The sequence below is a fragment of the Mesorhizobium qingshengii genome (assembly GCF_900103325.1).
GTDB classification, from domain to species: Bacteria; Pseudomonadota; Alphaproteobacteria; order Rhizobiales; family Rhizobiaceae; genus Mesorhizobium; species Mesorhizobium qingshengii.
Genome location: NZ_FMXM01000008.1, coordinates 259,993 through 272,190, shown reverse-complemented (window position 1 = coordinate 272,190; position 12,198 = coordinate 259,993). Strand labels below are relative to the sequence as shown.

At 59.0% G+C, this 12,198-nt stretch carries 10 protein-coding genes and 1 tRNA gene; 10 read left to right on the top strand and 1 reads right to left on the bottom strand.

The features are described from left to right. The 8 genes from BLS48_RS15625 to BLS48_RS15585 all read left to right on the top strand — a co-directional run. The coding region (locus BLS48_RS15625) for an efflux transporter outer membrane subunit (protein WP_143019434.1) at window positions 1-917 on the top strand (917 nt) is incomplete at its 5' end. Window positions 918-949: 32 nt separating this feature from the next. Beyond that, window positions 950-1,423, top strand: a complete 474-nt coding sequence (locus BLS48_RS15620; RefSeq protein WP_091578912.1) for a Ros/MucR family transcriptional regulator — start codon at window positions 950-952, stop codon at window positions 1,421-1,423. A gap of 190 nt (window positions 1,424-1,613) precedes the next feature. After that, on the top strand, window positions 1,614-2,828 hold the full coding sequence (locus tag BLS48_RS15615; RefSeq protein ID WP_091578910.1) for a patatin-like phospholipase family protein: 1,215 nt from the start codon (window positions 1,614-1,616) through the stop codon (window positions 2,826-2,828). Window positions 2,829-3,173: 345 nt separating this feature from the next. Beyond that, complete coding sequence (locus tag BLS48_RS15610; protein WP_091578909.1) at window positions 3,174-4,694, top strand: type II and III secretion system protein family protein; 1,521 nt, start codon at window positions 3,174-3,176, stop codon at window positions 4,692-4,694. Between the two features lie 412 nt (window positions 4,695-5,106). Then, the gene (locus BLS48_RS15605; protein WP_167365093.1) at window positions 5,107-5,583 is read left to right on the top strand and encodes an invasion associated locus B family protein; all 477 of its coding nucleotides are present in this window, start codon (window positions 5,107-5,109) and stop codon (window positions 5,581-5,583) included. Between the two features lie 369 nt (window positions 5,584-5,952). Beyond that, the gene (locus tag BLS48_RS15600) at window positions 5,953-6,486 is read left to right on the top strand and encodes a Ros/MucR family transcriptional regulator (RefSeq protein WP_091578906.1); all 534 of its coding nucleotides are present in this window, start codon (window positions 5,953-5,955) and stop codon (window positions 6,484-6,486) included. Window positions 6,487-7,442: 956 nt separating this feature from the next. Further along, the gene (locus BLS48_RS35940; protein ID WP_208604622.1) at window positions 7,443-8,237 is read left to right on the top strand and encodes an antitoxin Xre/MbcA/ParS-like domain-containing protein; all 795 of its coding nucleotides are present in this window, start codon (window positions 7,443-7,445) and stop codon (window positions 8,235-8,237) included. Between the two features lie 813 nt (window positions 8,238-9,050). Continuing rightward, window positions 9,051-10,151, top strand: coding sequence for a porin (locus BLS48_RS15585; RefSeq protein ID WP_091578903.1), 1,101 nt, complete (start codon window positions 9,051-9,053; stop codon window positions 10,149-10,151). A 382-nt stretch (window positions 10,152-10,533) separates the two neighbouring features. Here the strand turns inward: BLS48_RS15585 and BLS48_RS15575 are convergent. Then, window positions 10,534-10,623: transfer RNA gene (locus BLS48_RS15575), tRNA-Ser, on the bottom strand. Window positions 10,624-11,085: 462 nt separating this feature from the next. Here BLS48_RS15575 and BLS48_RS15570 point away from each other — a divergent pair. Next, entirely contained in the window at window positions 11,086-11,745 is a 660-nt protein-coding gene (locus BLS48_RS15570) for a 50S ribosomal protein L21 (protein ID WP_091578961.1), read from the top strand. A 96-nt stretch (window positions 11,746-11,841) separates the two neighbouring features. After that, complete coding sequence (gene rpmA / locus BLS48_RS15565; RefSeq protein WP_091578900.1) at window positions 11,842-12,111, top strand: 50S ribosomal protein L27; 270 nt, start codon at window positions 11,842-11,844, stop codon at window positions 12,109-12,111. Window positions 12,112-12,198 lie beyond the last annotated feature (87 nt).

Sequence of the window (12,198 nt, the reverse complement as noted above, 5' to 3'; positions counted from 1 at the left end):
TCGCGCTCGCCCGGCGCTCGGCCGCATCGCAAAGGCAGACCGCCGAACTCACCCGCACCATGGCGCAGGCCGGCACCGCGACGGCAGCCGATGTCGCGAAAGCCATGGGCCAGGCAAGCAGCACCGAAGCCGATATCCCGACGCTGGAAGCAAGCTATGCCGAGGCCGTGCATCGTCTCTCCGTGCTCACCGGCCGCTCGCCGGCGGCGCTGAGCGAGCGGCTGAAGCGCGGCGCGCCGATCCCGGCGCCGCGGCTGCCGATCCCGACCGGCATTCCCGCCGACATCCTCTTGGCGCGCCCCGACGTACGCATGGCGGAACGGCAATACGCGCAATACACCGCCAAGATCGGCCAGGCCGAGGCGGCGCGCTATCCCTCGGTCAGCCTGACGGGGGACATCAGCACTTCGGCCTACAAGCTCGGCGACCTCGGCAAGAATTCGTCGATCGGCTGGTCCTTCGGGCCGACGCTCAGCGTGCCGGTGTTCAATGCCGGGCAGCTGAAGGCCGCCGTCGAGGTCGCCCAGGCCCAGCGCGATCAGTATTTCATCGCCTACCGGTCATCGGTGCTGAGCGCGCTCGAGGATGTCGAGAATGCGCTCGTGCTCCTGTCGCAGGAGCGTATCCGGATCGGCAAGCTTGCCTCGTCGGCGAAATCCTACGGCGAGGCGGCACGCATCGAAGGCACGCTGTTCAAGGCCGGCGAGACGAGCCTTCTCGACGTGCTCGACGCCCAGCGCTCGCTCTACTCGGCGGAGGACTCGCTGCTGCAAAGCCGCGTCTTGCTGGCGACCAACTACATCGCCCTCAACAAGGCGCTCGGCGGCGGCTGGGACGGCGTCGTCGACACCACGACGCCCGAGATCATAGACGTCAAGACCGGCCCACGGCTGGTGTCGAAAGCCGTGGTGCAGTGAACAAAATGAACCGCCAATCAGAGGAGAGAGAAATGGCCGACAACGGCTCGAAAGACGCAATTATGAAACTCATGGCAGACGTGGTTTCCGCATATGTTTCGAACAACCTTGTTCCTGCAAGCGAACTTCCGTCCTTGATCAACCAGATCTACCAGTCCTTCGATTTGCTGCGATCCGATCATTCAACCCAGGCTGGGATAGAGCCGTTAAAGCCAGCGGTTCCGATCAGGAAATCCGTCACGCCGGATTTCATCATCTCGCTGGAGAGCGGCAAGAAGTTCAAATCCCTGAAGCGCCACCTGCGCGTGAGCTACGGCCTGTCGCCGGACGAGTATCGCGCAAGATGGGGCCTGCCCTCCGACTATCCGATGGTCGCTCCAAACTACGCGGCATCGCGCTCGCTCCTGGCAAAGAAATTCGGCCTGGGACTAAAGCCGCAGGAGGCGAAAAGACCCACGGCCAGGAGAACAAGAGAGCGCAAAACGAGCGTGGCCGAGAGGTTGTGACGAAGGCAAATTCCGTTCTGTGTCAGTCGCCGCTTTGGACCGACGATCTGGGCGCGGCATGATGTTCCGGTGGGTGCGGTCTCGACAAATCCCGGATGACGGTGCGCGCAAACGCGTGGATCGACCGGGACGACGGTCTCGTCATGACATCGAACAGACTGCTGGCGAACGCGACGCAAGTCCGCACGACATGGCCAGCGAGACGATTGTGGCCAAACCCGTTGGGCGTTCGTCGCACAACCGGCGTCGGGTCATCGGCATTCAGATCGTTCTACAGGTTCTGTTGTCCGTTGTGTTGATTGGCTGCGTGTCCAGTCAACGCATCCCCTATCGGGCCGAAGACGCAGGAACTGCCGAAATCAACGGCTTTCACCAGATACGCACGAACCTGGACACGCAATCCGACACGCTGGCCGAGCCGCCCCCGCGAAAGTCTTCTTCGTTGAAGACCGAGATGAACTATCTCGTCATTTCCGGTGGTGGATCAGGCGGAGCGTTCAGCGCTGGCGTGCTGAAAGCCTGGTCCAAGACCGGCAGGCGGCCGCAATTCGACATCGTAAGCGGCGTCAGCACCGGGGCTCTCATCGCACCCTATGCCTTTCTTGGATCTTCCTACGATGATGTTCTTGTCGATCTCTATACCAGCGGTGTCGCCAAGGACCTTGTCGATGCGAAGTGGCTGCCAAGCGGGCTCCTGGGAACGAGCCTTCTGAAACAGCAGCCGCTTCGCCGGCTGATTGAAACCCATATAACCGGGGATTTCCTGAAGGCTGTCGCCGCCGAGCACCGAAAGGGCCGCCGGCTGCTCGTGTTGACCTCTAATCTGGATTCCCAACGTGCGGTCGTCTGGGATATGGGCGCGATCGCGGACAGCGGCGAGCCCAATTCGCTGAGGCTGTTCCAGGATGTCCTGATAGCTTCGGCCAGCATTCCGGGGGTCTACCCCGCTGTTCTGATAAAGGCTCATTCCGGCAAGCGCACCTTTGAGGAAATGCACTCCGACGGTGGCTCAGGATCCCAGATCCTGACTGTCCCGGAAAGCCTCATGACGTCGGCAAAGCTGGCGAAAGCGCGACCAGGAATTCGGCTCAACATGTATGTGCTCGTCAACAATGCCTTGATGCCGGAGTTTTCCACCGTGACAAACAGTACGCTCTCGGTCATGGCGCGCGCCTACGCGATTCAAATCAAATCGCAAACGCGAAGCGCGCTGCTAGCAAGCTACATGTATGCGCAGCGTACCGGCATCCGTTTCCATGTGGCCTCGATCGACAGACAACTCAGCTACTCAGTGCTTGACCCCTTCAACACCGAGTACATGCGCGCAGTCTTCAACATCGGGTACTCGGAAATGATTGCGGGTACCTTGTGGAAGGACAAGCCGGTATTTTCACCCGCCGATTAGACAAATGCCACGGTTGTCGCGGCGTCCAACGCGCGCCAACCATTGCTGGCGGCATTGCGGCCTCCCGGTTGTCGCGCGGTTCCTGATTGTGCGGATCTGCTGGCTGGCCCCCCGCGTAAGCATCCTTGGACGGAACCGGAAACGCATCGTCACAAAAAACGGGGCGGCGGAAACATTCGGATACGTACAGAAATAACCGGGAAAATTTCATAAGCGAACCTAGGCATGGAATCACTTCGTCGCCTGTTCAGAAATTTCTGAATATCACGAAGCGGGGGACTCATGCGCTATCCGGGCAGAACATCCAGAGCTGCAAAAGATACTTTTCCTTTGCGGTCTGCGCGTATGACGCTTCCGTCAATGATCACGCTTGGTCTCGGATATCTATTTGTGGCGTCTGACCTGCCAAATGCTTATGCTGCGGATAACAAACCTGTGGAGAGGCATGTATCAAGCGGCGTCGAACGGGTAAAGCTTGGCCTCAACAAGGCTCTGGTTCTAGACATCCCGACGGACGCCAGTGACATTCTGGTTGGCAATCCATCCGTAGCGGATGCTGTCATGCGTACACCGCGGCGTGTGTATCTCTTTGGCAAGCAGGTTGGTGACACGAACATCTTCGTGTTCGACGCCAATCAGCAACAAGTCGCCAATATCAATCTGGTCGTCGAGCGGGATGTGACAGGATTGGAGTCTTATTTGAAGCGCTTCATTCCCAACTCGAAGATCACCGTCGAACTTCTGAACGACAATGTTGTTCTTAGCGGAACTGTCGAGACACCCTTGGACGCCTCCCGTGCCGTCAGTCTCGCAACGATATTTGTCAGCGGTGGCGAAGCGACAACCGGGCAATACTCACAGACCGCAGTCGGCGGGTCCGCGAATGGTGGAGCGACCATCAACAATCCGGACAGCGAGCGGCGAGAAAGCAAGATCGTGAACCTGCTCTCTATATCCGGCGAGGATCAAGTCACTCTGAAGGTGACGGTGGCAGAAGTCAGCCGCGCGGTGGTGAAGCAACTCGGCGTAAATCTAAGCGCTTCAGGCACCAGCAACGGTATCAGTTGGGGTGCAATTAGCGATAATCCCTATGGTCTTGGAAAATCTCTGTCCAGCTCGGGCTTCAGCATCAGCACCTCGGCATTGGACGCCTCGGTCAACGCGATGGAACAGGCTGGCGTCATGAGGACGCTCGCTGAACCCACGTTGACCGCGGTTTCAGGTGAAAAGGCGACCTTTCGGGTCGGCGGGGAGTACAATATTGTCAGCAATGCATCAACCAGCGATGGGAAGACCGACTACACTGTTGAAAAGGTCGAGTATGGCATCGGACTCGAATTTCAGCCTGTCGTGCTTTCCGCTGGCCGCATCAGCCTCAAGATCCGAACGCAGGTGTCCGAGCCGACGCTCGAGGGGTCTGTCTCGACCTCCGGGAGCAGTACCGTCGATGATAGCGGCAACAAAAGCTACACTCCAGGCTCAAACATTCTGTCCATTCGCAAACGCCTGGCCGATACGACGGTCGAACTACCGTCCGGTGGGTCCATGATGATTGCAGGCCTGGTGCGCGATGACGTTCGCCAAGCTCTGAGCGGATACCCCGGACTTTCAAAGATTCCGGTGCTTGGCACGCTGTTTCGCAGCCGGGACTTTGTGCGCAATGAAACAGAACTTGTGATTATCGTGACGCCGTACCTGGTGCGTCCAGTGCCTGCCAAAGACCTGTCAAAGCCAGATGACAATTTCAGCGCGGCAGGTGACACGGCCGCAATGTTCATGGGCGAGGTGAACAGACTATACGGTGGAGGAGATGCCAAGGTTCCTGATCAAAAATACCATGGAACGATCGGGTTCATCTACAAATGAAGGCCGGAACGGCGATAGTTGCCAAGGCACTGCGCGCGTGGCTTGTGGCGCGTTTGTGGCCCGGCATCGTTCCTGGGCGTCACATGCTGTGCTCATGGTCGGCTCGAACCAAGGAGCAGAAGCACCGGGGACGCCAGCAGATAGCGCTCCACACCAATAGTGTCAGACCAACAGTGTCAACTTCTCCAGGCCCGGTCCGGGCCAATCGTGGCCTCCCAGCAGGATTGCCGAAGTGATGTCGTGCCTTTGGCTGCCAAGATGCTTCTTGGCCTGTTGTGTGCTGCTTGCTGTTTCATGCCTGACCGTCTCCGCGCGGCAAAGCGGCACTGATGACGGCGAGAGACGCGACAGGGGTTGGTCTCTCGCTCAGGCGCCCAACAACAACCAACGCGGACCAGCAGTCCATCAGGACATGCCGGTGCCGCCGCAGGGCACTCCGGTGCTCCCAAATGGGGCCACGTCCATCTCCGAAGTCTACGGCGCCTGGACTGTTCAGTGCAGGATTATCAGGAACGAAAAGATTTGCACATTTAACCAGGTCCTGACGAACCAGGCTACTGAACAGGTTGGATTTGCAATAGACCTGCTCCCGTCAGGGGGCGGTGTGTTGGGCCATGTTCTGTTGCCCCTGGGGATACGGCTCGCGGATGGGCTCGTATTGCAGGTGGACACGCATGATCCTGCCGCAAAGCTTCAGTTCACCCATTGCGTCGCGACAGGATGCATTGCCGCCGTGCAATTCAACGACGCCAACATCAAGGCGCTGGAAGCAGGAACAAGGCTCGCCGCGCGGGTCACGGTCGAAACCAGCGGCCAGCCACTCACCTTTCAGATTTCACTTGCCGGTTTTGGGGCGGCATTGGCGCGTACGTCGCAATTGCAGCAGTAGGGATCTCTTCGACATTTCTTCGGCATGGCCGCCCCGCTGCTGCTTCATGCATCATGAAGCTCGCTCGGGACGCAAGAACCATTCCGGGGAAACTCGTCCGATCCGCTCGCCGTGCGAGACGTCGACGTGAAGGCCGCTGGAGGCTGCCCCGCTCCGCACAGTGGGCGATCGGGGAAAGCCAGGGGAAGTTCCTCGCTTCCCGACAGATCGGCAAGGTTATCCGCAGTCGATCAGAACCAGGAAAGCGAAGCTTACTCTTATAATGTTGCAACGAAATGTGGATTTTACAGGGAAAAGCACTATTTGTCATCGGCGGCATGGGGAAATCAAACTCGTTAGATTCGTCCGATACAATAAGAGGAAAACTGTATGACCACTGCTCCTGAACAACTCAGCCAATCGGATACCGTGTCGATAGCGGCCGACATTGTCGCCGCCTATGTGTCGAACAATCCCCTGCCGGTCGGCGAATTGCCGAAACTGATCGGTGATATCCATGCCGCCCTGCAAGGGCTCGGCACGCCGGTGATGGAACCCACGGCCAAGCAGGAACCGGCGGTATCGGTCAGGAAGTCGGTGACGCCAGACTTCATCATCTGCCTGGAGGATGGAAAGAAGTTCAAATCCCTGAAGCGCCATATCGGAGTTCACTACAATCTGAGCCCCGAGGAATACCGCCAGAAATGGAACCTGCCCGCAGATTATCCGATGGTCGCGCCGAACTACGCGGCCACGCGCTCGGCATTGGCAAAATCAATAGGGCTCGGGCGCAAGGCGGCGACGCCCACGCCCGTCGCGGCAGAAAAGCCAAAACGGGTTGCTCGCGCGGCGGCAGCGACGACAACTGCGGCGTCGATCAAGTCGCCGGCGAAGAAAGCGCGCAAGGCGCCCGCCAAAGCGTAGCGTGCCGCATCCGGCAGAGATGCCAGGCAGTGCCGAATCTGAACATGGCGAAGCCCGGCTTCTGGGGCAGGGCTTCGTGTCAGGCCGGATTGTTCGGGGCGCGGTGGGACTGCGCAAAGCGAAAACGGTCTTCGGTCAGGCCCGGCCCATTTGAGGACCCCGTGGGCATGGCTTGAACGAACAGACGGGAGCGGCCATGGTGGTGACCATGCCGGGCCACGTTAGCCGCCCAAAAACGCTTCGCTGCTCGACCGAAAGATTGTCGGTCCGCACCTCGACTATGAGGGCGGTGTTGGTTCCCTATCTCCTCAATGAGGTAGCAATGGAATGGCCCGACTTCCCGGATCTCCAGCAAGCCTCCATCGCATTCGGGCGGCACGGCAGGCAAACCGAGTGCATGCCAAGGACGGCGGCCACCAGGCTGGCAAACACCGTGGCGATTTCCTGTCAAATTGGATTGATGCAAGAGGTGTTGAGATCGAAGGAGAGGGCAGCCCCGACCCCCTTCGTCCTCCGCTGCATTGCCTGGTGATCCCGCTACGGTAACGCTTCCACCACCATGACTGGCCGTCCTGCGGGCAACTGATGCCCGGGCCAAGATGGGCAAGGAAACCCTTCGTTACAAAATTGGCGTCCGCAGAAACATTCAGAAAAACGCTGAAATACGGAGGAAACTTATCGCCGATATCGTGCGCTACTAATAGTTCGGTTTCTCTGTGGTATGCTAAAATGAAAATGATATATGACAGTATTGTTCCGAAAATATATTGTTTCGATTATTGGAATCGCCTTCCGTAGTTCTGTATGACGTTGCGAATTTCGAGCAAATCAATTCACTCCGACGTGGTCATTTCGCGGGGCGCGCCATGACTGCCGCAATGGATGGCTCAATGCTGATGGCCTTTCCGGACAGCTTCGGACGCGTCGGCAAATCGAATCAATAGCGGAGGGGTTTCGTGCAGGACTGCAAACTGATCGTGCTCAACAATGTTGAGACCGGACGCGAAGACGAATGCAACGACTGGTGCTCCGACGCGCGTCTCGACGACGCGCTGCAGGTTCCGGGAATTGTCAGTGCTCAACGTCTGCGTTGCGCCGAGCTCCAAGGAGATTTGGGCTCGCATCGATGGGCCTACATGGTGATCTATGAGTGCCAGGCCGAAGACATCAGGCAGGTTATCGACGGGTTGAAGGCGCGATCGGGCGCCGAGGGCAACAGCGCCACGCGCGAAGCACTCTATATCAGTTACTTCGAGCCCTCGACGGACTTGAAGCGGAAGACTGCACTTCTTCATGGTTCTGCAGTCAGGGGAGCCCAGCTTTCCGCGGAGAAGAGTCCACATTTGACGCCAGCGAATGCAGCCCGGAACTCCGAAGCTGATCTGACGCAGCAGCGACGGGTCGACCTTGGGTCGATGCGGGTAGAAGACTGGGCGGGTCCGGTTGCCGGGCCAACCTACCTCGAAGCAAACCTGCAGATTCCAAGATCTACGTTGCATCGCTGGCAGCGGCGCAACCAGGTCATTGCATTGCGCAAGGGCCTTGGCAGGCACGTATTCCCGCTGGCCCAGTTCGTTGACGGCAGGCCCGTCCCAGGAATATCTGACGTGCTTGCGCTGGCAAAGCACCCAAGGCTCGCGTGGTCGTGGCTCATATGCCCGTCACCTCATCTCGACGGTCGTATCCCCGTCGAATTGCTCAGAGAAGACATGGTCGCGGAAGTCCTGCAAGCCGCCCGCCTTTCTTGCTAGGCGAGGCCGTGCGCGTAGCCGCGCACGCGACCATCACCAGCGCGAAATCCCTCTCAAGAGACGGCTCGATGATCCGCGCCGGCGGGGGCAGGACCGGCAACCCCTCCAGACGGTCAAACGGACGCGCGATCCCAAGACGAGGTCGAGATAGGCCGCCTTGCCCGTGAGCTTCAGCGCCGTCGGCGAACCGAAGTTCCACCCAAGGCCGGTGCATGCCGATGCCATCCCCTTATCGACGGCGAGGCGGCGCGAGGACAACAAAGACGAGCAGCTTGGCCATCAGCGGGGTGATCCGCCCCACTCCTCGTGCATGAAGCCACGTCGGTAGTTTCTCCTCAGCGGTCAGGGCCATTCGCCCACAGCTCTGCTTTCTTGGCACTCGCATCTTGAAGCATACCAGCCTCTGATAAGATCCTTGGTCCAGCCTGATCTCAACACCATCCTGCTAGTCCCGGGAAAATTGTCTTGGAAGGAAGTTTGGATTTTCTGACGATATCTATGAAGAACTCGACAGCCGTTCATTCGAAATATCCGATCATTTGTGCCAAACGTCTCACATGTGCTATTTGCACAAGTAGTGCCACATGTATTGTATGTTTCATATGCATCATATTGTTATATAAGTGGTGACATTTAGGCAACATGTATGCGTGATATTTGTAAATCGCGCTCCATTGTCGCAAAGTATACATTGAAGAATCGCCCCTCATACGCAATTCCTTGTGAAGAGGCGGTGCGTCGTGCCGCTTCTAGGAGTGGGGATTGAGGCGAGAAATTCTGCCGGCCCCTTAAACTTTTGACTGGAGATCAAAAATGAACATCAAGAGCCTTCTTCTCGGCTCCGCTGCGGCCCTGATCGCAGTTTCCGGTGCGCGCGCCGCTGATGCCGTCGTCGTCGCCGAACCGGAACCCGCTCAATACGTCAAGATCTGCGACGTCTACGGCGCCGGCTACTTCTACATCCCCGGCACCGAAACCTGCCTGCGCATCGGCGGCTATGTCCGCTACGACATCGGCGTGGGTGATCGCGAGGGCGTGCAGAACGTCACCGATCACCAGGACGGCAGCAGCAACGACACCTACTGGAAGCAGGCTCGGTTCACGCTGAAGACCTGGACCGGCCAGGAAACCGAGCTCGGCACCTTGAAGACCTACACCGAGACCCGTTTCAATTTTGGCAACAGCAGCGGCGACTATTCCGACCAGACCTCGGACAACGCCGATCACTGGCAGGCTCGCAATTCAAGCGTCACCCTGAACTTCGCCTGGATCCAGCTCGGTGGTCTGCGCGTCGGCAAGGACGAATCGGCCTTTGATACCTTCATCGGCTACGCCGGCAACGTCATCGACGACACGATCGTCGGCTATGGCTCGTTCGACACCAACGCCATCGAGTACTATTTCGACGCGGGAAATGGCCTGTCATTCGTGGCCTCGTTGGAAGAAGGCTCGGGCGATTATACGATCGACAGCTATGTTCCGCATGTCGTCGGCGGTGTGAAGTACACGCAGGGCTGGGGCGCCATCACCGGCGTGCTTGGCTATGACAGCAACTACGAGGAAGTGGCCGGCAAGGTTCGCTTGGATGTGAACACCACCAACGAACTGGCGCTGTTCGTCATGGGCGGTTATGGCACCGACAACAACAGCGACACCAACTTCTACAAGCTGTGGGACGGCAACTGGGCGGTCTGGGGTGGCGGTACCTACAAGATCAACGAGAAAACCTCGTTCAACGTTCAGGCTTCGTATGATGAAGGCAAGACCTTGGGTCTGGTTGCCAACGTCGCCTACGACATCGTTCCGGGCCTCACCGTCACGGCCGAAGTCGACTACTACAACAAGGCAGACAGCATCTACCACGCCAGCGACGATGGCCTTGGCGGTATCCTTCGCTTTCAGCGTTCCTTCTAGGTTCAATTACCTTGTTCGGCATGGTCCGCAGCGCAAGCTGCGGACCACTTTCTTATGACTTGCTCAGCGCGACGTTGAGGGGCCTCGCCCTCCACGGCCAGAACGCTGCTGTCGGTGTGTGCCGTATCGAGCAGCTCCAATCCGCCGTCGGCTTCGAGGCGCAAGCCCCCGGAAGCGTGGGCTCCGTTATCCCGCGCCAGCCTGGCCAAGGCGACTTTCGGGAGGTTACCTACACATGTTCCGTGCCGTAGCGGACCTCTCGATGGGAAGCCGATATAGCGAGATTGAGGCTGAACAACTCAGAACGTTCGTGGTTTGTCGAGAGAGAGACCGGCGGCTTTTTGCGGTAACGCGTTCGCAAATACCACTATTTTCACGAAAATGGCGGAGAGGGAGGGATTCGAACCCCCGATGGGCTTGCACCCATGCCGCATTTCGAGTGCGGTGCATTCGACCACTCTGCCACCTCTCCGCGGTCATGGTCGGCCGTTGCCGGCGCGGCGCACTAGATAACGGCTGAACGGGCAGGTTACAAGGCCAAATCGGCCAGTTATTTGGCTCGCCTGACAGGCAGCGGATTCACGCCGGTGTTTACCGGTCGCGGGCACCGCACAGGCGGCCCCGGCGGTCATCGCCGCGACGCTTTTCTCCAGGACGCCATGGGCCTTGCCGTTGTTCTCGCCGGAAAGATCACTACCGAGGCAACACTGTGGGGGGCGTGCCGACACAGCCGGCCCGTGCCCGCCAATGACAGTCTCGGCAACGGCGCGGCCGTTTGCCTTGACTCGCAGTCAACCTTCGGTTAGGGACAGCGCGCAATCGGCGTGGAGGGTTCTTCCGCGCCGCTTGTTTTTTGAACCCGCAGACTGACAAAAAGACGGCCGAACCGCCAGAGGCGGTTCATCGAGGCCGACCGAACAGCGAAAGGCAAAAAATGTTCGCAGTCATCAAAACGGGCGGCAAGCAATATCGCGTCGCCGCCAACGATCTCCTGAAGATCGAAAAAGTCGAAGCCAGTGTCGGCGATATCGTCGAGATCGGCCACGTGCTCGCGCATGGCGAGGGCGAGAATGTCACGTTCGGCGCGCCGTTCGTCGAGGGCGCGGTGGTCACCGCCGAAGTCGTCGAACAGGGCAAGAACCGCACGGTCATCGCTTTCAAGAAGCGCCGCCGGCAGAACTCGCGCCGCAAGATCGGCCATCGCCAGCTTTTGACCACCGTGCGGATCTCCGAGATCCTGCTGGGTGGCGCCAAGCCGGCAAAGAAGGCCGCCGCCAAGGCGGAAGTGAAGGCAGAGGCCGCCACCGAAGCGAAGGCGGAAGCCGCGCCGAAGAAGGAAGCCAAGGCCAAGGCAGCCGAGACCGCGGCAGCACCGCTGTTCAAGGCGCCGAAGGGCGAGCCGGACGACCTGACCGTGATCAAGGGCATCGGCCCGGTCGCCGCCAAGGATCTCAACGAGCAGGGCATCATCACCTTCGCCCAGCTCGCCAAGCTGACCGACAAGGATGTCGCCAAGATCGACGAGCACATGCCCTTCAGCGCCGACCAGATCAGGGACTGGCGCGAGCAGGCCAAGGAATTGGCGGCGAAGTAATTTCTGGCGAAACATCAGCCGGATCGGACTTGAAACGGAACGCGAACGCGTTCATAAGGCCTTTTAGGCGCCTTGCGGCGCAACGGAGTTAGTTAGATGGCACACAAGAAAGCTGGCGGCTCGTCGCGCAACGGTCGCGACTCGCATTCCAAGCGTCTGGGCGTGAAGAAGTTTGGCGGCGAAGCCGTCATCCCGGGCAACATCATCATTCGTCAACGCGGCACCACGTGGCATCCCGGCGTCAATGTCGGCATCGGCACGGACCATACCCTTTTTGCGCTCGAAGCCGGCGCAGTGATGTTCAACAAGAAAGCCAACGGCCGAACCTACGTATCGGTCAACCCGATTACCAAAGCCGCGGAGTAGCCGGTTCCGCACCAGAACACCGGCGCCCATCTCGGGAACCGGTGTCTGGCAAAGCCAGGAAAAGGATCAGGGGAGATGGGTTTCCAT